The following is a 24600-nucleotide window of genomic DNA, read 5'->3' as shown; positions in this document are numbered from 1 at the left end:
CATGCTAAACATCATGCCACGAGGAGAGCAGGCTATGGTTGCTACGCCACATTATTTGGCTAGTTCCGTGGGGAGTAGGATTCTACAGCAGGGAGGCAATGCGTTCGATGCAGCAATTGCGATTAGCGCCACCCTGGGTGTTGTTTACCCGCATATGACGGGGCTCGGGGGAGATGCTTTTTTCCTCATGTATGAGGCGGAGACAGGCGCATATATCGGATTCAATGGAAGCGGGAGGTCCGCTGCGAAGGCGACGCTTGATTTTTATAGGGAGCAAGGAATGGATCAGATTCCACAGCGTGGCATTTTAAGCGCAATAACAGTTCCGGGTATGGTGGATGCTTGGTGGCAAGTGTGGGAAAAGTACGGCAAACTTCCGTGGGCAAAATTATTAGATCCAGCCATCGGCTATGCGGAAAAAGGATTTCCAATTTCCCGTAACTTGCAGTTCTGGATGCGTAAGGATGAGCCACTCATTCGGGCTTCTGTGCAGCTTAGCGCTTTGTATATGCGAGATGGTGAGCTTCTGAAGGAAGGAGATCGGCTGATTCAGCCCGATATGGCACGGACACTCCGACTGGTTCAGAAGGAGGGAAGAGATGTGTTCTACGCGGGCTCGCTCATGCAGGCCATTGTGGATAACGTGAAGCTGGATGGCGGGCTGCTTATGGAAGAGGATTTCCGCAGCTTCGCTGGCGAGTGGGTGGAGCTTCTATCGACAACGTATCGTGGATACGATATTCATCAAATGCCGCCGAACTCGCAAGGGTTCACAGCGCTCATGATGATGAATATGTTAGAACATGTTGATATGGGGGCTGTGCCTAGAGCATCGGCGAACTTTTACCATCTGATGTCGGAAGTGATTAAGAAGGCGTTCAAAGATCGCGATCGCTATTTAACGGATCCACATTTTAGAGAGATACCGCTCCAAAGATTGTTGTCGAAATCGTATGCGCAGGAGCTTTGGAGCGAGATTCAGGCGAATCCATTGCAGGTGAGTGAGCACCACTCGCCAGCGATCGGTCAGGACACCGCCTATGCGGCCGTTGTAGATGATGAGGGAAATTCGGTTTCTTTTATCCAGAGTCTCTATTTTGATTTCGGGGCCGCATACGTTCCTGGCAATACAGGCATTATTATGCAAAATCGGGGATCCTTCTTTTCGTTAGATGCGGAGTGCGCCAACGTTTTGGAACCACGCAAAAGATCGTTCCATACGTTGATGCCTGCTATGGTAAGTAAGGCCGGAAAGCCTTATATGCTGTTCGGTACGCAAGGAGGAGAAGGGCAGCCACAGACCCAGCTTTCGATACTCACGGGGGTATTGGATTACGGTTTATCGATTCAGGAGGCCATTTCACTGCCACGTTGGGTTTATGGACGTACTTGGGGAGAAGATGGTGATGCGCTGAAAATGGAACATCGGCATGATCCTGAATTATATGCCAAACTCAAGCAATGGGGTCATCGCGTGGAGCCTGTGAAGTCGTGGGACGGCATTATGGGGCAGGCGCAGGGCATTGTCATTGATGAGCAGGGCTTTATGAGCGGGGCGGCCGATCCGCGTGGTGATGGGCTGGCGATTGGTTGGTAGCCAAGGGATTGTGCGGGGGTTCACAAGGTGTGAAAGGGAAGGAAGAGATCGCAGATAACATTCCATAACAGAAGGAGCGATGAGCGATGGAGGCCTATGACATTCTGCAAGCTGTGGAAAGTGATACGGGTGCGCGTGTATTAGCAACAGTAATTCATGTGGAAGGCCACGCTTATCGCAAGCAAGGGGCACTCATGCTTTTGATGGCGGACGGAAGCACGTTGGGGAGTATATCTCCGGGGTGTCTGGAAGGGGATCTTGCTGCATACGTGCCAGGCGTGTGGGAATCGCAAAAACCCCAAATGGTCGAATACGACATGAGGCCTGCCGATGACTTTGGTTGGGGAGAGACGATTGGGTGCGGCGGGTTGATTCGTGTTCTGATTGAGCCACTTGCTGGAGAGCTGCTGGTTAACCTTCTAGTTGTGAAAAATAGATTGGATTGCGGGGAGGTCGTGGAACTAATTCGCACGTATACTGATGGGTATTTGGATATTAGGTATACACTACGGGGAGAAGGAGTGGATGGGCTGGGGCATTCGGCATCTTCAGTGAGGGAGCCGTTTCGCTCTATGACGAGTACACTTTTTATGCCAAAGCCAAGAGTCATCGTGTTCGGTGCCAATGAGGATACCGTCCCGCTTGTACAAATGGTTGCAAGCAGCGGCTTCCGTGTAGTAGTTACGGACTGGCGTGAATCGTTCTGCAATGCAAAGAGATTTCCTGGGGTAGAAACGATGGTCGCTTTTCCGGAGGCGTTAGTCGAAAAGCTTGCGCTAAATGAGCGAGACTACGTCGTGATCATGAGTCATCAGTATGAGAAGGACACTGCCTTCTTCCAAGGCATTATGGCCTATGACTTACGCTATCTGGGCATTATGGGCTCGAAGGAGCGTACGGCGAAAATGCTAGAAGGTTTCGAGCGCCCCCACTGGCTGCATGCGCCAATTGGGTTAAACATCGGCTCGGAAGGCGCGTTTGAGAATGCGATTAGCATTGTGGCGGAGCTGATTGCAATTAAGCGGGGCCGAGGTGGAGTGAGTGGGTGTTCAACCTCTTTCTCTCATGGACGGGATGTTGGGGGCTTGCGCTCATGGTGAAGCAATGGGGAGGGGGAGCCGATGAACGCGGAGAAGGTGGCGAGAACGGAGAATATGGTGGAATCAGGCGAGAAGGCGAGACCGAAGAGGAGATTAGGGAAGAATATCGTTGGCATCTACATGGCGGCTGGCAGCAGTCGGCGTATGGGGACTTCGAAGCAATCCCTCGAGATGGCGGAGGGCATCAGCCTCGGGGGGATTGCTCTGGTGAAGGCGCTGAGGTGTGCTGCGTTCGAGCAAGTGGTTGTCATTGTGCAGGAAGGCGATACGCTGGCGTGGCTGCCGGAAGAAGCTCGTCAAGAACGCGAGAGTGGAAAATGTCGAGTCGTGGAGTGTGCTGAGGCTAGTCTGGGCATGGCCTATTCGCTACGCATGGGTATTCAGGTGGCAGAGAAACTGGCGGCTGATGGTGCATTAGTAATGCTTGCTGATCAGCCATTCATCGAGGCAGCCATGTTGGATCGGCTGATTGATGCTTACGAGACAGGAGCGGAGTACGATTATGTGGCTAGTGGTGATAAAGGTGTCCCGAAGCCACCAGTCATGCTAGGAAGCGGGATGTGGTCAGCTATCGCTTCGTTGAAGGGTGATGTTGGCGCGCGTGCACTATTTCAAATGCCTGCTTATCGCGGGCAGATTGTCGAGGCGGAAGCGTTGACATTTATGGATATTGATACGGTTCCGCGATATGAAGAAGCGAAGGCGATCTATAAACACATGAATACGTTAAGTTAAATGACATTAAATTAGTGAGAGAGTGCATTATTACGAATGATGCACTATTTTTTTATATAAAAAAACAAATTGATGTTATGTTAGTTGACGTTAATTTTGAATATTGTTTATAGTAGATTTAATTTATTGGAAGTTAGTCTTTGAAACGGAACGACGTTCCGCAACTTTATAGAAATGGTAGATTTCGCCGAAATAGCGGAACCTGGTTCCGTTAGATGGTACGCAACGAACATGCTAACCACGCAGCAAGCTGGCTTCTCGCGGCACACTCAGAACGCATAACGAGCATGTGGTCATTCAGAATCTCTGAGGAGGGTTGGATATGTCAGTTCCGATGCATCAACTACCCGAACAGCAGCCTTCCGTATGGCAGCCAACAAGTGTGGAGGAAGCGATTCATTTGAAGCATAAATGGGGCAAAGATGCTGTCTTTGTTGCTGGAGGTACGTGGCTTCGCACGCGCTGGGAAAATGGGCTCGCCCCGATGCCGAAGTATTTCATTAGTCTTGGACGCATTCCTGTACTCTCCGGATTAACGGTTAATTCCCAAGGTCAAGTTCAAATAGGCCCTTCCTTAAGCATTGCAGATTTGATGAAAAACGGGTTGGTTCAGCAGAAATATGGACTTCTCGTGCAAGCTTGCTCAGAGATTGCAGCTCCGTCGATTCGTAACTTAGCCTCCATTGGTGGCAATGTGATGACACGTACAGGGGATCTGATTCCCGCACTCCTTGTGATGGATGCGCGGATACGATGTACAGATGGACAGAACGAGCGGACGATTGCGTTGAAGGAATGGCTGGCAGCTCCACAAGTTGCTCATGACGAGATCATGACGGGAATCCTTGTGCAGTCATGGGGAGTGGAAAGTATGAACGGCACGGAGAATGCCGCCAAGAACCCTGAAGATGCCGAATCGACGGATGGGCAGCTAGATGCTGCGAACATTAAGGAAAAGGAATTCATTCATGAATTCTATCTCAAGGTTGGACGCAGAGAGGCATTCACGCCTTCGGTCGTCACTGTCGCGGGAAGGCTCTCCCTTCAAGCCGATGGGACAGTTACTGACATTGCCTTGGCAGCTGGTGGAGGCAACACGATTCCCGTGAGGTTCAGAGATCTGGAAGCGGGAATGATCGGGAAGCCGTTAATCAAGGCAACTTTGCAGATGCTTCACAAAGGGGTCATAGCAGATTTTAACGCTGTAGCAGATGATTACGCTGGAGCGGCTTACCGCAAACAGACGGCAGCGAATCTAATTGTTTCGGAGTGTTTCAAAGCTTGGCGCAAAGGGGGCGGAGCCTATGCTCCTTAATCGAAACGCGAAGAAATGGATCATTAGACCTGATGGCAAGGAGAAAGTGACAGGAGAGCTCCGGTATCTCACCGATTTAACAGCGCCAGGCATGCTGCACGGAAAAGTGTTGAGGAGTCAATTCCCGCATGCTTGGATTCTTTCCATCGATACAAGCAAAGCCAAACAATTACCTGGCGTGCGTGTGGTTCTAACAGCTGATGACGTACCAGGGTTGAATTTATTCGGAATTGCTTTTCCTCATCAGCCAGTGTTTTGTCGGGACCGTGTTCGTTATATCGGGGATGCGGTGGCATCTGTTGCAGCAGATACGGAGGAACTAGCGGAATATGCACTAAGCCTTATTGAAGTCGTGTATGAGCCGCTTCCACTTGTAGATAATCCAGAGACCGCGTTGGAAGCGGGGACGATGATGCTGCATCCCGAAGGGAATCTGCTTCATCAAACCTCCCTACAGCATGGGGACGTGAATATGGAGGAAGTTTTCGATACATGTGTACACGTCGTTGAGGAGACTTATCTGACACCTCGGCAAATGCATACGTATATGGAAACCGAAGGCGGTCTTTTTATACCTGAGGATAGTGGAAGATTGACTGTTTACTCGCCGACCCAGCATGGCTACAAAGATCGTTTCCAGTTGGCGCGAATCCTGGGTATACCAGAAGATCAAATCAGAGTCGTTTCCAGTCCGATTGGTGGATCGTTTGGTGGGAAGGATGAGCTTAATGTGCAGCCTTTCGGCGCACTGATGGCACGAAAGTCAGGCAAGCCGATTAAAATGCACAATTCCCGCCGAGAATCCGTGATCTCCGGCATTAAACGTCATCCGATGCGGATCACGATGAAAACGGGGAGCGATCGAGAAGGTAACCTGCTTGCGCATCAAGTTCGCATCCTTGCCGATACAGGGGCTTACGCAACACTGGGGTGTGAGGTGTTGAATTTTGCAACAGAGCATGCCATTGGTCCATATACGATCCCGCATGTCGACGTAGAAGGCAAAAGCGTCTACACGAATAACGGTGTGTCTGGTGAGTTTAGGGGCTTTGGCGGCAATCAGGTGATATTCGCGGTAGAGAGCCAAATCGAACGCTTGGCCGAGAAGCTCGGCATGGATGCGTGGGAGCTGCGCAAGCGCAACCTGCGCCAGCCAGCCGATCCGGGTCCGATGGGCCAGCCCATCGTGGCCACCGATGGCGCCGCCCAGGTGTGGGCGAAGGCGCAGGCGTCGCCGCTCTGGGCGAAGCACTTCAGCAGCGCGCGCGGGCCAGAGCAACAGCCGTGGCTGCGCCGAGGCGTCGGCGCTGCGCTGGTGATGCACGGTGCCGGGCTCGGCCTCGGCATCCCCGATCACTCCGGCGGCCGCATCGAGCTCACGCCGGAGGGCAAGATCCAGGCCTCCTTCGGCTTCGAGGAGTTCGGCCAAGGGCTCTATGCAGCACTCACGTTGATGCTGCAGGATTGCTTCGGCTGCGCCGCCGATGACATCTGCATCGTCATCGGCGATACCGACCGCGTGCCGAGCAGCGGGTCGAGCACGGCCTCCCGCGCCACCACGATGATGTGGCGCGCGCTCCAGCGGCTGAAGCCAGCCTTCGTGCTGGCGCTGCTGGAGCAGGCTTCGCTGCTCTGCGGCGTTCCGGCCGCAGAGCTCGCAACCGGCGCAGGCGGGATGCATCACAAGGGTGATGCATCCGGGGAGCCGGTTGTCACGTATGCGGAGGCGGCTGCGGCAGCAGCTGCGCCGATCCTCGCGCATACGGAGTTCGACTACCCGACGACGCCCGAAGGGCGGGTCGGGGCGCACTACCTGTACTCCTATGCTGCCGCTATCGTAGAGGTGGAAGTCAATATGCTGACCGGTCGGGTCAAGGTGCAGCAGACGGATCATGTCATAGCTGCAGGGCCTGTCATTAATCCGATGGGTTATCTAGGACAAATTGAAGGCGGCAGTGTAATGGCTTTAGGCTATACGTTAACCGAGGATGCTGTCATGAAGGATAGCCGATACCTAAGGCATAACTTGGATACCTACCTCGTGCCTACGTTCAGTGATAGCCCCCACCGTATTCAAGTGGAAGCGATCGAAGAACTGCCGGAGGGAGATCCATTTGGCCCTCGCGGCGTTGGCGAAATTGGTTCTATCGGTTTGGCTCCTGCCATTACGGCGGCAGTACGGCAAGCGACAGGCATTTGGGTAAATAAGTTGCCCATATCACCAGAAGACATCGTGCAATCCATCGATTGGTTAGAAGGGGTGGAGGCCAGTGATTGATACATCTTATGTGCTAGAGTGCTCCATTAACGGGAAGGCAGTGTCAATTCCAGTCCCCGCATCCAAGCGGATGTCAGCGATTTTGAGGGATGATCTGTTGATGACGGGCACCAAAGTTTCTTGCGAGATTGGGCGCTGCGGCGCTTGCATGATTCTCCTGGACGGTCAGCCTGTGAATTCCTGTTTACTGATGGCGTACCAGGCATCGGGCAAGGAACTCACGACCATTGAGGGGATATCAGCAGGCGAAGAGCTGCATCCGATTCAAGAGGCGATGTTAGAGGAAGGGGGACTGCAGTGCGGCTACTGTACCGCAGGCATGGTTGTAACGTTAACCGCGTTGTGGGAAGCAAATCCTGCTCCGACGAGGGCTGAAGCTGAGAAAGCATTGTGCGGGAATATTTGCAGATGCACAGGGTATGAGGGGATTTTCAGAGCAGTAGAGAAATGTGGATTGTCTATAAAAAGAGAGGGGTAGAAGCCAATGAGAAAAACCATACTGTCCTTAACTGCTATTATGTTAGTCATTTTGAGCGCCTGCTCCGCAAAGAGTTCCACGACAGAATCGAGCACGGCGCCTGCCTCCTCGGCAGCTGTTTCCACTGCAGCAACAACAGAGAAGAAACTGCCGAGAGTTGCGTTTGTTTATATCGGCGTTCCAGGGGATGGCGGTTGGACGTTCGAGCATGATCAAGGCCGATTGATGATGGAGAAAGAACTAGGAATTAAAGCGACGACGGTTGAAAATATCCCGGAAGGACCTGACGCTGAGCGTGTATTTGAAGAGTTGGCTCAGAAGAATGACATTATTTTCGGAACGTCCTTCGGCTATATGGACCCCATGGTAGCGGTGGCAGCGAAGCATCCGAATGTGAAATTCCTGCATGCCACTGGTTACAAAACAGCACCGAACTTAGGCACGTACATGGGACGTGAATATCAAAGTGCTTACCTGGTCGGTATGGCTGCTGGGAAAATGACAAAAAACAACCATATGGGCTATGTTGGTGCCTTCCCGATTCCAGAGGTTATCTATACCATTAATGCGTTCACGTTAGGTGCGCAAAGTGTGAATCCGAATATCGATGTCTCCGTTGTATGGAGTAATACATGGTTCGATCCTGCAACAGAGAAGCAAGCGGCTATTTCCTTGTTGGATAAAGGTGTAGATGTCTTGGCGGCATACCAAGATTCACCGGCAAGCATCCAAGCGGCAGCGGAACGCAAAGTATGGGGCATTGGGAACGATTCCGATATGGGCAGATTCGCACCTGATACGTACATATCGAACCCGAAATGGAACTGGGGCCCTTATTACGTGAAGACGGTAAAAAGTGTCATGGATGGCACGTGGAAATCTGAAGCTTACTTCGGCAGTATGAAAGAGGGCATCACAGACATTGCACCGCTTGGCAAAAATGTGCCAGCGGATGTTAAAGACCTAGTAGAGAAGAAAAAAGCAGAGATTCTGAACGGTACATTCGAAGTATTCCAAGGCCCAATCGTAGATCAAGATGGCAAAACACGCTTCGAATCCGGAAAGAAGATGACAGACGAAGAAATCCTTGGCACGACGTGGTTTGTTAAGGGAATTAAGGGTGTTATACCTAAATAAAGCACAAAGGATGTGAGTGGCGATGACAATACAAGATATCGCATTAATTCACGAGTGGCACCCGGTGTTGTTGTCGTCAGCACTCACGGATAAACCAGAGGCTGTTGTTATACTAGGTGAAAAAGTAGCGGTATTCCGCACCTCGCAAGGCGTCCACGCATTTAAGGATCTATGTATTCATCGCGGTGTGCCGCTTTCACTAGGTAAAGTAAGCGGGGATGAACTTGTGTGCGCGTATCATGGTTGGTCTTATAACAGCTGCGGTACGTGTACCAAGATTCCTTCTTTGCCGAAAGAACAAGCGATACCCTCGAAGGCCAAAGCCTTTGTTTACTCCTGCGTAGAAGCGCACGGTCTGATCTGGGTGTGCTTAGGGACACCTGCGGGACCACTACCCAAAGTGAGTGCTTATGTGCCAGCGGGCTTCAAGGAAGTATGCATGGGACCCTATACCCTGCAAGCCGCAGGCCCTCGCATTATTGAAAATTTCCTCGATGTGTCCCACCTGATGTTCGTGCATGAGGGATTGCTGGGCGATAGTGATTTCGCTGAAATCAATGATTATCATGTGTTGGAAGAGGATGGCGTTCTACGATCTGACGAAATTATCATCTATCAGCCGGATGCGGATGGGACGGGGCGTGGAGTGAATAGCCGTTATGTGTATGAGGTGTTCGGACCTTTATGTGTGGCTTTTACAAAGAGAGATGACGTATCCGATCATATCTTTCGGTTGTTTCTCATGGTGCTGCCCCTTACGGAGCAGACTAGCGTAGCTTATATGTTGAAGCAGAGAAACTATGCGTATGACGAGCCCGATGAGGTGTTTATTCAATTCCAAGACAGACTCATTGAGCAGGATCGGATCATGGTTGAGAATCAGAAGCCGGAGTTGTTGCCGCTAGATTTACAAGCCGAGCTGCATTTGAAGTGCGATCGTTTGAGTATTGCTTACCGCAAACGTCTGCGTGAGTGGGGCGTCAGTTTTGGGACAGCGTAGCGAGAATTGTTGAATCTTGGAAGAGTAGTGCGAAGGACATGCATACGAATTAAAAAAAGGATTGTATAATTAGCATGTGGCTAATATGCAATCCTTTTTTGTATTTGGTAAAATAAATACGACTAGATTACCACCAGTAGTTAGAAGGCTCATTTGCTTGTTGTTTTCTTGTGTCCGAAGGCGTTGTAAATGTTTGGATAAGTGCAGCTGTTTCTTTAGCAGATAGAGGTTGAGCCACCATGAAGGAATCCGCTTGTTTGCGCAATTCAGCGCGCTTCACTGCTTGTACGGAACGTTGAAGCTCCGGGTTTAATTGAATAATTGCCATTGGTTTAGCTCCCTCTTTTTAATAGTAGGTTACAGACTGATTATAGCAAAATATTGAAATTAAGGGGAGAGTAAATTGAAAGTAGCAGGGAAAGTATGTGTGAGTATTTCTATCGTACTCTTCATTGCCTTACAGATCTGGTGTTCGTTTATTACTTTCCATTTTCCATATAATGGTATTTATTTAGATGCTGCTCGTACCGACGAATGGATCGTCAATAAACTTGAGGCAAACAGCACGAATGATAAGATTCACATTGGCGATAAAGTAGTTTCCATTGATGGGAAACCACCACGGGAATGGTTAACCGTCAAGCGATGGAATGTAGTAGAGAAGGCGAATACGGTTGAAATTTGGAGAGGTAGCGTCGTAGAAACGATTGATTTGAGGACAAGCCGACCCGCTCTGTTCGATATCCTTTCGCTCGCGGAGGAATTCGTCTGTCTATTCATGTGCATCTTATTATTGGTAAGGGAAAGTCGTTCGCCATCTGCACGATTGCTTGCATTCTCGTTTCTTAGCGCTGCCATCATCTTCATGAGTTTAGGCGCGTCCATGCGAGGGGATTTAATAGGCAAATTAATGATTGCAAGCTCGATGATGGTATTGCCAATTGTCTTCCTACATTTCCTTGTGGTGTTCTTCAAAGAAAAGGGAGACATGACGTTACCTAGAGGGCATTTTAAATATTTATACGGGATAGCTTCCGTAGCTTTCTTATTGCGAGGTCTATATTTCTTTCCTTCGATGGCTTTCGTATATCGGCATGACGGATCTGTGACGATGGGATTCTTCATCATTGTGATTTCCTTAAATATTTCCCTATTGGCAACGTTATTTGTGAAGGTTAGGAAGGCACAGACGCCACTTGCTGGAATTATCAAAAGCGTGTTTTACTCACTGCTCATTTCATTTCTACCCATTATCTGTCTGTCTTTCATACCACAGCTTATTATCGGAGAGTGGATATTCGATCCTATTTATACCAGCTGGCTATTATTGATTTTTCCAATTACGTTCTCCTATTTAATAGCTTCGGATCAGTTATACGATATTGGTCTTGTCGTAAGGCGGGTTGTATTTGCTGCTCTAATGGCCGTTGTGCCTGTCAGTTTGTTTACAGTAGCTTTTGCTTTTATTTTTCATGGGGAAACGAATGGGAAGCAAATCTCCTTCGTATTCCTAGGCTCGATTTTCCTTCTTACAGCTATGCTGTATGCAGCCGAATATTGGACGACGAGATTAGAACCCTATTTGTTTCCAAGGAAATACATATTGCAGTCAGCGCTCAAAAAGATTTCCAAAAACTTAGGCACAATTTCGAGCTTTCGCGACTTAAAGGATATCATCCTTGTAGATATCGTTAACACTTTGCAAGTGACGGGTGGTGCGATTGTTTTTCGGCATAAAAACGATATTGAAATTATCTGCGAAGGTGAAGTCGATACGGCGGAGATCCAACGGTTGGTGAACTCATCTGCAATTATCGATCATCCCCATTACACGTTCTTGGAAATGAACTGCCATGAGGAATACACAAGTTATCTCATTGTGACACGTAAGAAGACCAATACACGAATTGCGAAGGAAGAGTGGCAGTGGCTGCAATTAATCACCTCCTACTTGGAAGTGAGCATGGAGAATATGTATCTGATTCGTAAGTTAACCGGCAGACTTCAGCAAATGGTTTCCCATCTTCCGCAGGAAGAACATCTCTGGTTACGGAAGGTAATGTTCGAATTGCAGGAGGAGGAACGTGTTCGGATTGCCACGGATCTTCATGATACGACGATGCAGGATTTATTTTTTCTCAAGCGAAGATTAACCTCGTTGGCAGAGAAACCTTCGATGCGTCAAGAGGATCGTGAACAACTTAACAGCATGAACAACTTCGTGGAAATGATCAATGCCAGCTTGCGTCAGAGTTGCTTCGAATTGAACCCGCATCTGCTGAAAGAGATAGGGTTGAAACAAACCTTGAAGACGTTCGTTGAGAAGGAATCCTATACGACGCCGTTCGAGATTTCATTCCGAGCAGAGCAAATTGCCGACATTGAAGGCAAGGATTTATCAGCAAAACGACATATTTTCCGAATTGTGCAAGAATTACTTAATAATGCTAAGAAACATTCACAAGCAGCTAACGTGAGCTTTCATCTGTGGGAAGAAGATCGTTTCTTCTACTTAAGTTATCGGGACGATGGCGTAGGGTTCCTTGTAAAAGAAGAGGTTGCCGTTGAAATCGCCGCATCCGGTATGGGACTTGCTTATATGAGAAGTCGTGTACTGCACGTAGGCGGAAGCTTTGAACTGGAGACCGCTGAAGGAGAAGGAACCCACATTTTAATCACAATACCAACTGAGGAAGTGATAACAACATGAGTGAGATCGTCAAAACATTGGTGGTTGATGACCATCCTTTATTTGCAAGAGCGACGAAGACGTTGCTTGATGAGATAGATCGTATCGAAGTGGTTGGGGTTGTTAGCAATGCTAAGGAATGCTTGGAGTATGTGAAGCTGCATCAGCCTGGGCTCGTTTTTCTAGACTACCAGCTACCCGATCAGACGGGCACAGAGGTTGCCGCACAGCTTAAGCAGTTCTATCCACAAATTCATATTGTCATCTTTACGGGCATCGAGTTGGCCGGTATTTATAATAAATTGATTGAAATGAAAGTAAGCGGTGTCTTGTCGAAAGAGTCGACGGAGCGGACGATTAAGAATATGGTGTATTGTATTTTGGATGGATATACGATGATTCCGTTGTCTTTTTTCAACCAAATGCAATTACATGAGGCCGACGCAGGAGAAGAGTGTGAACTGCAAGAGGAAGAAGTGCTTATGATGAACATGTTGGTTAAAGGCGCTACACACGAACAAATTGCGGAACGAATTTTCATGAGCAAGCGCACGGTTGATAATTATTTGCGTAAAATTTATGATAAATGGGGCGCCAAATCAAGAACAGAAGCGTTGGAGAAGTTTATCAAAAGTAAATATTACACCTGAAAGTAGGCCTTCGCATGCAGGACATTCGGCAGCACATGGTACGGATGATGGATGATTATATGTTTGATGAGGATTTGAAAACGCTGCTGAGATCATGTATGTCCGATAAAGAGACCGCGAGCCTGTCTTGGGCCAAAGTTACATTGAGCACACACGCCATGCTTGGTGGGGGTTCGCCCGACATCCATCGCCGAGCGGCATTAACCGAGTTAATTGTTCTTATCCTAGATATTGTTGATGATCTGCAGGATCAGGATAGTGAAAGTAAGCCATGGATGCGTGTAGACACGGCGAGTGCGTTGAATGCTGTCTTAGCGCTAATGATGGGTGTAGTAGGTGAATTAGGCAGGATGAATGCGAGCGGAACCCTGTTAGTCGAAATTAGCAAGATCATTGCTAGATCAATTAATGGCCAGCATAAAGATGTGATTAATGCGGTTTCCACCGTTGATGAATATTTATGGATGACTCAAGAGAAATCGGGTTCCCTATTCCGGCTTGCTTGCTTCCTAGGCTATGCCGATACCGCATGTAGCGAAGGTACGATAGAGCAGTTGCATCAGATCGCCGATTGTGTGGGACTCCTCCACCAGATTCAGAATGATGTGCGAGATCTCGTTCGCTATGATGAGAAGAGTGATTTGATGGCGAAGAAGCGGACGCTGCCCATTCTGTATTTACTTTCCATTGAAGATGAAGAGTTCTCGCCTGTGAAGGCGTATTACAGAGGGGAGATCACGGCTGAACGTTTGGCAGAAAAAGAAGACATGGTCAAACAGTTGATCCAGGACTCCGGCTGCTTGGAATACGCACGCATTGTGCAATCTGTGTGCACACAGAAAGCGGAGGAGATCTGGGCAGAGCTTCCAACTTTGTCCCCATGGAAGGAAGAGTTTCGAACGCTCACGTGGGGCGATTTCATAAAGGATGATGCGGAAGTGGAGCAGGCCTAGTGCCTGCTCTTTGCGTAACTATCAAGTATAGCGAGATGCTTGTGGATGTAGAAGAGAAGGGGGAAGAGGTAAGAGTAGATGTAGAAGTAGAGGTAAAAATAGTAGTTTGATTTGGAGCAAGGGTAGCGGGGATGGATTGTTTCTGGGCCTCAGGTAAATAAATGGATTTTATGTAGTTAAATATGAGGATTCTCCAGCCAAATGCAGTTTAGATGGAAAATATATAGTTAATTTCACATATTTTTACTTTCATGAGCAGGACAGCTGATTTTAACTACATATTTTACAGTTAAATCGAGATTTCGAATGAATTACTTGTAAATAGCTGTACATTTTACAGTTAATGCATGGCCAAGAGTTAGCGTGGGTGTGTGGACCACGAGCACCATAAAAAAATGATATGGAACACAAGAATGTTGAATTTTAATCAGAGGGGGTCTTCTGATAAAATTTAGATGGAGTTGGTTGTCGCATTATAGGAGCGGACTTGCGTGAAAGGGATGTTTCGATAGGATGTTCCTGTCATACAAAGGAGCTTGGAATGGAGGAAGCGCTTGTTTCAGATCCTCATTGTGGATGACGAGCATATTGAAAGAGAAGGGATTAAGCGATTAATCCACAAATATAACCTGCCCCTAGCTGTGTTGGAAGCTGAAAACGGCGAAGAAGCCTTGGAGATGCTAGCTTTGCATCCAATCGATATTGTACTAACCGACATCAAGATGCCATTCATGGATGGCCTTACTTTATGTGAGCGGGCACGGGCGCAGTTCCCAGAGCTGAAAATTATTATTTTCAGCGCCTATGGAGAGTTTGAGTACGCACAGAGGGCGATTCATTATCAGATCTCCTCGTATCTGCTTAAGCCCATTGATGTGAATGATTTCCAAAGAGCATTTCAGGAGGTCATTGCGCTCTGCCATAAGGATCAAGAACAAGAAAAGGAAGAGTTGTTCTTAGAGATTCTTCATGCTGCGCAAGCTTCCCCCTTACTCTCTCGCAAGTTAGATCTCATTGGGCTTGATTTTAGCCAGATGTCAGTTCAATTGATACTCATTGACTATAGTTCATCAGTCTTCGATGTAGAGCATGACTTGCTCCCAGAGAGGCTTCAGGCTGTCATCCATGCACCATTCGATTATGTGAATTTGAATGAGAGTCAGAGCTTAGTCTGTGTGCGATGGAATCATACGGTTCGTAAGGAAGAGCTCGAGTCATTAGGCAGCAGGTTGAAAGCAAGCATTGCGGATGCCTACAACGCAAATTTTACGATGGTTATATCAAGGTTAATATACGCGGGAGATGCGTTGGTTCCAGAGTTTAAGCATATGGAGAATGTGCTGGATTATAAATTTTTCTTCCATGAAAGCACAGTTCTCTATACAGATGAAAGTCAAGGACAAGAAGAAATTGCGGGCACGATCCCTAAGCTAATGGACACTCTCTATTGGCACTTGGAAGTCAAGGATCAATTCGGTCTTCGCCAAGGCGTAGAGCTGTTCTTTAAGACCATTGGTGGGAGTGGGCAGCATTCGGCGATTTACGTGAAGTACATGTGTACGGAGCTTGCTAAGAAAATATGGGAAATGGCCGGGCATACAGATGTGCATGCTTTTAAGTCTATTGTTGAGGCTATATTTGGATGCAAGTCGCTTGCCGAGCTGAAAGGACAAATTCAACTTGTTCTGAGTTTGCTGGATGGCGCTGCGGATGTGCATAATCCAGAATTTAATAAGAAAGTGATCAAGGATATTCGGAAGCTCATTGAAGATAACTATACATCGGATATCAGCTTACAATGGATTGCAGAGAAGGTGTTCCTTACACAGACTTATGTCAGCTACTTGTTTAAGCGGGAAGTCGGGCAAACGTTTGTTAAATATCTAACCATGATTCGGATGCATAAGGCAGAGGAATTATTGCGGGGGACGCATCTAACGATTGCGGACATTAGTCAGCAAGTTGGTTATATGAATACTTCGTATTTCTGCAAAACGTTCAAGCAGTATCATGGGCAAAGTCCAGCCAAATTCCGAGAGGGAACGGGCTGATATGAGAACTTTCCTAGCTTATTTCCAAAACCTCAGGTTTAAGCAAAAGTTATTCATCTCCTATATGGTCGTTTCCATTATACCTGTTGTTGTGTTAGGGATGTTTTCTTATCACCAAGCAAGCTCGTTCCTGCTCCAACAGGCGAAGCAGAATTTGGATGGGGCCGTTAGTCAAATCGCAGAGACGATTAACTACCGCGCGAAGCAACATGAAGCGATCATCAATTCGATCACACAGAATGTTGTCTTTAAGCGCATTTTTATTAGTAATGATGGCGACTTTCCCGTCTTATATCGGGATTATGTGGATCCGTTTTTCAGTAATATTCTTGATTTCAATCGTGATATCTTACAAATCTCGGTGTTTACAGAGAATCAGTCTATTCTGCGTGGTGAATATATTTTACCGCTCAGTTTGACATCGGACCTCAAGTGGGCGAATCAGCGGATACAATCGAAAGAAACACAGTGGAACATTAAGAATGGCAAGCTCTTCGCTACAAGGCCGTTCGTTAGTGAAGAGGAAGCGCAATTAGGGAAGGCACCCGCGGTGTTGTTCCTGAGCATCGATGGGGATAGTTTGTTCCAAGGCTTGGATGATATCAAAACAAATGCCTATGGTATTCTGATTGTAGATAGGGATGGCCATCAAATTCTATCGAAGAACATGCACATGCGTGCAGAGCTTCCAATCGCATCACTGACTTCCGCCCAGTTACAAGAGCGAATCGGTTCATTTTCCATGCAGGGGGCAGATTACATGTACATCACTGCGGATATGGCGGAGCCGGGCTGGAAGCTTGTTTATTTTACCCCTAAGAATGGCATTTCGGTGGATGCCAAGAGCATTGTCAGTGCGACAGCCCTGATCGTCTTGGTTTGTTTGGCTGGCTTGCTGCTCATCATCTGGATGTTCTCCAACACTTTCGTCAAGCGTATTATTAAGCTCAATAAGAAGATGATGATCGTCGAAAATGGGAACCTGAAAATTGACGTGTCGAGTCAGTCCAGGGATGAAATTGGCCAATTGACGAATCGGTTCGGCAATATGTTAGTCAACATCAACACCTTGATCGAAGAAGTGTATCAAAGTAAAATCACGCAGAAAGAAGCGGAACTCAAGGCGCTGCAGACGCAGATTAATCCCCATTTTCTATATAACACGCTATCGATTATTAATTGGAAGGCCCTAGAAATTGACGCGATGGAAATCAGTCAGATTACGAATACCGTTTCACGCTTCTATCGCACGGTGCTGAATAAGGGAAGAGATTTCATCCCTGTGCGCAATGAATTGGAGAATGCCAAGGATTATATGCACATCCAAAGTATCATGCATAATTATCGGTTTGATTTCATTTGTGACGTAGAGGAAGCGTTGTTGCGATATGACATGATTAATCTTATTTTTCAGCCCATATTAGAAAATGCATTAGAACATGGTATTGATAAACTCCGTAAGGGGAGTGAGCGCGGCTGCATTACCCTGCGAGGCTATAGGTCGGGAGAAGATCTGGAGTTCTGCATCGCAGACAACGGACCAGGGATGAGTCAGGATATGGCGGAGGAGGTTATTCAACGAAACTCAGTCGGTTATGGTTTGAAAAATGTACATGATCGCATCCAGATTCGCTTTGGTCAAAGCTATGGCTTGCGGATTGAAAGTGCACTTGGTCACGGCACTCGTGTATTTCTAAACTTTCCTGTCTATACGGCAGATGAGATCTCTAGGGCAGATGCAGAATAGATGAGTGAAGCAACACCCATGAAGTCAGCGCGAAAACGCTTGGACGGAATGGGTGTTTTTTGCGTAAAAAAGTGTTACATATCGCAAAAATGTTGGATATTTGCCAAGTCCATCATGCGCTAGAATTTACTTATTGGAAGATTGATTGAAAGGAGCTGGAGAGATTGGGGGATAAGAAACCGCTGCTCATCAAGCTGATACGCAGAGATAAATTGCTGCTGCTGATGTTTTTACCGGTGTTTCTGTATTATTTCATATTTTGTTACTTGCCGATGCCGGGAATTCTCATTGCCTTCAAAAACTTCACACCGGGGCATGGTGTATTCGGAGGCGAATGGGTAGGGCTTAGATGGTTGGACCAGTTCGTCCATTCTCGTTATTTCTGGCGACTGCTGAGGAACACTTTCTTGCTTGCGTTCTATCCGTTAGTCATCGGGTTCTCGATTCCAATCATTTTTGCCATATGCGTTGTCGAGATTAAGAATGGCTTCTTCAAGCGGTTTGCCCAAACGGTGACCTACCTGCCGCACTTTATCTCAACGGTTGTCATCGCGGGGATGATCATTAACTTCCTGTCGCCAACGGACGGGATTGTGAATACGTTATTGGCTTCCATGGGCATGGCCAAAATTAATTTCATGATGGCGCCTGAATGGTTTCGATCCATCTTCACGGTATCGGGGATCTGGCAAAGCTTCGGCTTCAGCTCCATTATCTACATCGCGGCTATTATGGGGATTGATCAGGAAATGTATGACTCAGGCAAAATTGATGGCGTTAACAAATTTCAAGAGGTGTGGCATCTCACACTGCCTAGCTTGAAACCAACGATTGTAATTCTGTTCCTGCTCTCCATCGGAGGCATCATGACGGTGAATTTCGAGAAGGTGTATCTGCTCTACAACGGTGCCACGTACGAAACCGCTGATGTGATCTCGACCTATGTATACAGGCAAGGGATCGAGTCGCAGAACTTTGGTTTTGCTACAGCAGTCGGATTATTCAATTCCATTATCAGTTTCATCTTAGTATATGCGGCCAATCAAGCGAGTCGTCGTGTGAACGATATGTCGTTGTGGTAGTCCTGTTTCAAGAAAGGAGGCCTTCATGGTTAAATCATGGACGGACCGGAGCTTTTATGTCATCGTGTACAGTCTTGTCGCGCTAGCGATCGTTGTGACCTTATATCCCTTTATTTATGTAGTAAGTATCTCTATGAGCTCCGTAGAAGCGATTGATAATAAGTTAGTGACGTTCTTACCTGTTGATCTAAATTTCGATGGGTACAAAATGGTGCTCGGCTATTCCGAGTTGTGGAAGTCTTACTACAACACCATTTGGTATACCGTTGTGGGGACGGTCTTCAATCTGGTAGCCACGTGTTTAGCGGCCTATCCGCTTTCGAGGAAGGCATTCTTCCTGCGGAGAAAGCTCAATTTCTACATCGCATTCACGATGTACTTCTCTGGCGGCTTGATTCCCATTTATATGGTGATTACGGAATTAGGGCTCTACAACACGAGATGGGCGATGATTCTGCCTGTACTTGTAAGCACCTTTAACGTCATGATCTTGCGATCAGCCTTCGAGGCGATTCCGAATGAGATATTTGAGAGCGCCAATATGGATGGCGCCAAGGATTTCACCTTACTGTTCCGTATTGCGATACCGCTTACAAAACCAACGTTAGCGGTACTAACTCTCTACTATGCCGTTGCCCATTGGAACGATTTCTTCAATGCGCTGCTGTATCTCGGGAAGTCGGAGCTGCAACCCCTGCAGATATTCCTGCGAAGAGTGCTTATTATGGCATCACCGGAAATCATGCAGAAAATGGGGGGAGAGACAGCGGCTAAAGCGCTTGCTGTTTCAACGCTCCAGGTTCGTTACGTTTCGATTGTTGTCAGCATTTTACCGATTATTACGATCTATCCGTTCATTCAGAAGTATTTCGTTCGTGGTATCACGTTAGGTGCAGTCAAAGGGTAGCGATACTCTTGCTGGATAGATAAGTGGGCTTTATACATTAAGGGAGGGTTCGTATATGAAAAAAACGCTCAAAACAACGGCAAGTTTGTCTCTGATTACCGCTTTATTCGCTATGGTAGCCGCAGCCTGTACAAGTGATGGCGGCGCTGAGCCTGCTGCAAGCACGGGGGCGGCAACGACGAAACCTGATGCGAGTGCTTCGGCAGCACCAGCGGGGTTCACATACACAGGCACAGGGCCAATTACCGATAAAGCCGGTTCGCTCAAAATTTTGGCAACGAATGCATGGACGAACAATGTGGATCTCAATCAAGCTCCGATTGTCCAAGAGTTGAGTAAACGAGCAGGCATTACCGTCAATTGGGAGCTGCTTCCGCCATCGACCTATCAGGATGCAATTAGCCCGCGACTTGCCGCAGGAGCCGATCTTCCCGATGTGATCTACCAGTTGGACCAGGATCAGACGATGAAGAACATTCAGGGAGGCTTGTTCAAACCTCTGAACGATTATATCGATAAGTATGGCGTGAACATCAAGAAGTTGTTCGAGAAATACCCTGCGCTGAAAGCGAGCTTAACGACACCAGACGGGAAGATATACTATCTGCCGCAATTGGCTGTGACGAAGAACTATATGCCTACTTTTATGGTGAATGTCAGATGGCTGGAAAAACTAAATCTCAAAGAGCCAACAACGCTTGATGAATTCACGGATATGCTGCGCAAGTTCAAAGCGAATGATCCGAATGGTAATGGAAAACAGGATGAAATCCCGTTCTCCGTAGCGCCTAATCAACTGGCGAGTGCATTTGGACCTGTGTTCGGATTAGATCTAGCGAATAACTTCTACGCGGACAAAGACGGTAAAGTGCATTATTCATTCTATGAACCGAACTATAAGGAGTATTTAACCTACTTAAATAGTTTGTACAAAGAGGGATTGCTAGAGTCGGATTTCGCCAGCGTTACCGCGGATCAGATTACATCGAAGTTCTCACAAAATATAACAGGCGTTACGTTTAACTTTAGTTGGTATACCTCTATGGTATACAGTAAGCTGTTCAAGGATTACGATCCTACGAAACCGCTGATTAAAGGGATTGCTCCATTCAAGGGGCCGCACGGCGATCAATTCTATATAGGACGGAACCCGATTACAGGTATCTTCGGCGTATCGAAGAATGCCAAAGATCCAGAGCTGGCGTTCAAATTCTTGGACTATGCGAGCAGTGAAGAATCCAAGGAGATGTATGTGTGGGGATTGAAAGGACAAACGTACGATGTGGTGGATGGCAAGAAACAATTTACGGAGAAAGGCAAGGATAATGATTTCATCCAAAAATTCGGTATCAATCCAACGAACTTGCCGATCGAGCAATCCGTCGATGCAACGGATGTACTGGTAGCACCATGGCATGCTAAGATTGATAAAGAGATGGAGAAATATATCAAAGCACCGTTCCCATTTGTCTACGCGCTGAAAGCCGAGGCTGACAAAGAGAATACGGTGATGCCAGATATTACGACTTATGTGAATGAAATGAATATCAAGTTTATTACCGGCAAGGAAAGCCTGGATAAATTCGATAGTTATATCAAGTCGTTGAAAGGTATGGGTGTCGAGGATGTCATCAAAGGCAGACAAGCGCAATACGACCGTTATCTCACCGCCAGTAAAAAATAAATAACGATCGTCGTAGGTGTAACGAGCACAGCAGCCGCGGATATGGCTGCTGTGTTTATCCATTTTGCGGCGACGAATCTCGAAAAGGACGGTCTCAGGATGAGAAGACTCACCTATACGCTGCTGTTCATCGTGATCTGTGCTTCGATTGTTGTCCTCCTATTCGTCGGCAAAGGTGGAGATTCAGGGCTGACGCCAGCAGTGTCGCACACGAACAAGACGAGGCAGGATCTAGCGCCAACTACCTTGCGTCTGCTGTTCCCTTTGGAGAAGCCGGCCGCCCAAGATGAAGTTATCCAAGCTGTTGAGAACAAGCTAGCGAAGGACGGCTTGCCTATTAAGCTCGAATTTACCTATATTCCCTATGATCAGTACTGGAAGAAAATGTGGCTGAATGCGGCAAGCGGGGAGCCATACGATATTGCCCTATCCGCGTATTCGAATATTGCGGATTTAGTTTCGAAGAAAGTACTAGCTCCCTTGGATGATGCGCTTCGCGACTATGGTCCTGCGATCGTAAACAGCACCCCCGATTACGCATTTCAAGGTGTCACGATTAACGGTCATATTTACGGTATCCCACGTGTGATGCCGATCGCAGAGTTTCAGAGCTTCGTGCAGATTCGAGGTGATCTGAGGAAGAAGTATGGTTTGCCAGAGATACGAACCGTGGCCGATATGGACAGGTATTTGGAGACGATTCACCAGAATGAACCGACGATGACGCCTTATTTTTATGACACGGGTCGTTTCTTGCTTCGAGAATATGGGGATGTTGCCTTTTTCGCGGGAGGTTACTTGAATGCCCCTGTCTATATTGACCCGGCGGATCCGCAGCTGAAGGTCAGAAATACATACGAATCGGATTTCTTCGTGCGTATCATGGAGAAGATGCATGAATGGCAAGAGAAGGGCTATATCCCGTATGGCCCGTCGGATACCTCGAAATATCCAGATCCAGAGCTTGCTTTTAACTCAGGCAAAGTGGCCGCCACTTGGAGTGTGGTCATGAAGCAAACCGAGCGAATTGATGCGTTCAAAGCCATGCTTCCAACGGGGGAGCTGGAGAATGTGTATTTGCATCCAGAGAAGCCGAAGTATTTGTACGCAGGGGCTGACAATATTCTGTCGGTATTTTCGACAAGCCAGCATGTGAATGAGTCAGTTGCTTTCCTCAATTGGCTGAGGGGCAGTCAGGAGAATTACGATCTCTTCACGTATGGGATTAAAGATGTGAATTACAAGCTGAAGGACGAGGCTATCGTTTATGACGGTATCGCCCCTGAGCATCAGTATAACCCGATTAGCTGGACTTGGAATGATATTCGGTTTGCTCGGTTTAGCACGTACATTTCTCCTGCTTATAGCAAGGAGCTGCGGGATTGGGATAAGGAAGCGATCGTTTCTCCAACGCTCGGTTTTGTGCCTGATCTGGCTCCAATTAAATCGGAGATAGCCCAGCTCACTGTGATCATTACAGAGTATTTGCCGAAATTGTATGATGCCAAGATGGATTGGGCAACGACAATGGCTAGCTTCAGAGTGAAATTAAAAGATGCGGGAATGACGCATGTGATTGCGGAAATTCAAAGGCAATTTGATGCCTACCACGCTAGTAGAAAGGGTGAAAAACCATGATTACTGTATCAGCAGATGGGAGCGGCGACTTCCTGAGCATACAAGAGGCTGTTAATCATATCCCACAGGGACTGACAGAGCCAACGATCATTCATATTAAAAGTGGTGTATATAAAGAGAAGTTATATATCGATAAGTCGTGGATAACGCTAGTTGGCGATGGAGCGGACACGACAGTGATTTCTTATGGCGATTATGCGAAAAAGGTGTTTCCGAGCGGTGAACCTTACCACACGTTTCATTCTTACACGGCTTATATTGGTGGGGATCATATTACGGTGGAAGGGATTACTTTCGAGAATACAGCGGGAAGCGGGGACATCGTGGGGCAAGCGTTGGCCGCTTATGTCGATGGGGACTGCGTAGCCTTCCGTGATTGCCGATTCCTCGGGCATCAGGACACGCTGTTCACGGGGCCGCTGCCACCGAAACCGCGAGACCGCGGCAGTTTTGGCGGTCCAAGGGAAGGTGCCCCTAGACGTCCAGTGAGGCAGTATTATGAACGTTGCTACGTGGAGGGGGATATTGATTTTATTTTTGGCTCGGCGACAGCGGTGTTTCAGGACTGTGAGATTGTCTCCTTGGGACGTGGCTGGATTACAGCAGCCTCTACGCCGGAGGAAGTTCCCTATGGTTATGTATTTCTGAGGTGTAAGCTCACTGGTAATGCGCCTGAGCAGTCTGTAGGCCTAGGGAGGCCGTGGCGGAATTATGCGAAGACAGCGTTCATAGATTGCTGGATAGGGCCGCATGTTAAGGTCGCGGGCTGGGATCGATGGAATGAGCAGGAGCCTGTCGATGAGGTTATATACATAGAGAGTGGGAGTAGGGGTCCTGGGGCTGTAACGAGTGGCCGCGTTGTGTGGGCAACGGAGTTGCCGGCTGGGGAGTCGGCAGCGTGGACAGCCGAGCAAGTTCTGGCAGGTGACGATGGATGGAATCCATCGGTACGTAGCGGGAGATAAGACACGATAGCGCCTTGCGCGTGGCCTAAAAGGTAAGCCCGCCCCCGCAGCGGGAGGGGGAAACGAGAGATAGCGCCCGAAAAGGGCGCTATCGCGTTTCCCCGGCGTGGAAGCGGCAGGATAAGGCCCATTTTGGGCCTTAAAGGGAAGCACGCGCCCGCAGCGGGTGGGGAAACGAGAGATAGCGCCCAAAAAGGGCGCTATTGCGTTCCCCCGGCGAGGAAGCGGCAGGATAAGGCCCATTTTGGGCCTTAAAGTGAAGCACGCGCCCGCAGTGGGTGGGGGAAACGAGAGATAGCGCCCAAGAAGGGCGCTATTGCGTTCCCCCGGCGTGGTTGCCGCAGGATAAGGCCCATTTTGGGCCTTAAAGTGAAGCACGCGCCCGCAGCGGGTGGGGGAAACGAGAGATTAGCCTACTAAAGCCGTTCAGAGGATAACTCCTTGGCGGTTTATCTTCGTATTGGAAAAGTTACCCGTATTGACAATCATTATCGATAAAAATATAATTAATATTATATTATAATTATTATAATTAATGTTGTGCTTTTTATCCATTACTTATGGCATCCCGGAATGTAGATGTGACATAAGGTG

General features: G+C 47.8%; 19 protein-coding genes. 18 read left to right on the top strand and 1 reads right to left on the bottom strand.

The features are described 5' to 3' along the window. Position 1 precedes the first annotated feature (1 nt). The 8 genes from ggt (at position 2) to AC58PV_RS24880 (ending at position 9640) form a co-directional block, all read left to right on the top strand. A complete protein-coding gene (gene ggt / locus AC58PV_RS24915; RefSeq protein ID WP_497435266.1) occupies positions 2-1597 on the top strand; it encodes a gamma-glutamyltransferase in 1596 nt (531 codons plus the stop codon). An 86-nt stretch (positions 1598-1683) separates the two neighbouring features. Next, positions 1684-2697: an XdhC family protein gene (locus tag AC58PV_RS24910; RefSeq protein WP_497435265.1), complete on the top strand. Its 1014-nt coding sequence runs from the start codon at positions 1684-1686 to the stop codon at positions 2695-2697. Between the two features lie 21 nt (positions 2698-2718). Continuing rightward, complete coding sequence (locus tag AC58PV_RS24905; protein WP_497435263.1) at positions 2719-3432, top strand: nucleotidyltransferase family protein; 714 nt, start codon at positions 2719-2721, stop codon at positions 3430-3432. Between the two features lie 322 nt (positions 3433-3754). Beyond that, positions 3755-4747: an FAD binding domain-containing protein gene (locus tag AC58PV_RS24900; RefSeq protein WP_497435262.1), complete on the top strand. Its 993-nt coding sequence runs from the start codon at positions 3755-3757 to the stop codon at positions 4745-4747. After that, positions 4737-7025: a xanthine dehydrogenase subunit D gene (gene pucD / locus AC58PV_RS24895; RefSeq protein ID WP_497435261.1), complete on the top strand. Its 2289-nt coding sequence runs from the start codon at positions 4737-4739 to the stop codon at positions 7023-7025. The genes AC58PV_RS24900 and pucD overlap by 11 nt, the downstream gene beginning before the upstream one ends. Continuing rightward, complete coding sequence (locus AC58PV_RS24890) at positions 7018-7503, top strand: (2Fe-2S)-binding protein (protein ID WP_068671372.1); 486 nt, start codon at positions 7018-7020, stop codon at positions 7501-7503. The genes pucD and AC58PV_RS24890 overlap by 8 nt, the downstream gene beginning before the upstream one ends. A gap of 6 nt (positions 7504-7509) precedes the next feature. Further along, the gene (locus tag AC58PV_RS24885; RefSeq protein ID WP_497435259.1) at positions 7510-8640 is read left to right on the top strand and encodes a BMP family ABC transporter substrate-binding protein; all 1131 of its coding nucleotides are present in this window, start codon (positions 7510-7512) and stop codon (positions 8638-8640) included. A 22-nt stretch (positions 8641-8662) separates the two neighbouring features. Beyond that, on the top strand, positions 8663-9640 hold the full coding sequence (locus tag AC58PV_RS24880; RefSeq protein WP_497435258.1) for a Rieske 2Fe-2S domain-containing protein: 978 nt from the start codon (positions 8663-8665) through the stop codon (positions 9638-9640). A gap of 127 nt (positions 9641-9767) precedes the next feature. Here AC58PV_RS24880 and AC58PV_RS24875 read toward each other — a convergent pair whose 3' ends face one another. Continuing rightward, entirely contained in the window at positions 9768-9968 is a 201-nt protein-coding gene (locus AC58PV_RS24875; protein WP_068671366.1) for a hypothetical protein, read from the bottom strand. 75 nt (positions 9969-10043) lie between these two features. Here AC58PV_RS24875 and AC58PV_RS24870 point away from each other — a divergent pair, with 75 nt between their 5' ends. The 10 genes from AC58PV_RS24870 to AC58PV_RS24825 all read left to right on the top strand — a co-directional run bounded on the left by AC58PV_RS24870 (position 10044) and on the right by AC58PV_RS24825 (position 24006). After that, positions 10044-12350, top strand: coding sequence for a sensor histidine kinase (locus AC58PV_RS24870; protein ID WP_497435257.1), 2307 nt, complete (start codon positions 10044-10046; stop codon positions 12348-12350). Beyond that, entirely contained in the window at positions 12347-12979 is a 633-nt protein-coding gene (locus AC58PV_RS24865; protein WP_497435255.1) for a response regulator, read from the top strand. The genes AC58PV_RS24870 and AC58PV_RS24865 overlap by 4 nt, the downstream gene beginning before the upstream one ends. Before the next feature lie 14 nt (positions 12980-12993). Beyond that, entirely contained in the window at positions 12994-13932 is a 939-nt protein-coding gene (locus tag AC58PV_RS24860) for a polyprenyl synthetase family protein (RefSeq protein ID WP_497435254.1), read from the top strand. 554 nt (positions 13933-14486) lie between these two features. Further along, a complete protein-coding gene (locus AC58PV_RS24855) occupies positions 14487-15983 on the top strand; it encodes a response regulator transcription factor (RefSeq protein WP_497435253.1) in 1497 nt (498 codons plus the stop codon). Position 15984: 1 nt separating this feature from the next. Beyond that, positions 15985-17730 carry a sensor histidine kinase gene (locus AC58PV_RS24850; protein ID WP_497435251.1) on the top strand — a complete coding sequence of 582 codons (1746 nt, stop codon included), beginning with the start codon at positions 15985-15987 and terminating at the stop codon, positions 17728-17730. Between the two features lie 164 nt (positions 17731-17894). After that, positions 17895-18812 carry an ABC transporter permease gene (locus AC58PV_RS24845; protein ID WP_497435250.1) on the top strand — a complete coding sequence of 306 codons (918 nt, stop codon included), beginning with the start codon at positions 17895-17897 and terminating at the stop codon, positions 18810-18812. Positions 18813-18837: 25 nt separating this feature from the next. After that, entirely contained in the window at positions 18838-19719 is an 882-nt protein-coding gene (locus AC58PV_RS24840) for a carbohydrate ABC transporter permease (protein WP_497435249.1), read from the top strand. Positions 19720-19774: 55 nt separating this feature from the next. Further along, positions 19775-21403, top strand: a complete 1629-nt coding sequence (locus tag AC58PV_RS24835) for an extracellular solute-binding protein (protein WP_497435247.1) — start codon at positions 19775-19777, stop codon at positions 21401-21403. Between the two features lie 99 nt (positions 21404-21502). Continuing rightward, positions 21503-23041: an ABC transporter substrate-binding protein gene (locus AC58PV_RS24830; RefSeq protein WP_497435246.1), complete on the top strand. Its 1539-nt coding sequence runs from the start codon at positions 21503-21505 to the stop codon at positions 23039-23041. Further along, positions 23038-24006 carry a pectinesterase family protein gene (locus tag AC58PV_RS24825; protein ID WP_497435244.1) on the top strand — a complete coding sequence of 323 codons (969 nt, stop codon included), beginning with the start codon at positions 23038-23040 and terminating at the stop codon, positions 24004-24006. The genes AC58PV_RS24830 and AC58PV_RS24825 overlap by 4 nt, the downstream gene beginning before the upstream one ends. Positions 24007-24600: the final 594 nt, after the last annotated feature.

It is taken from the genome of Paenibacillus sp. J22FR83, from assembly GCF_059691955.1.
Note: the sequence above shows the minus strand (reverse complement) of the source record. Positions and strands in the feature narration are given on the sequence as shown.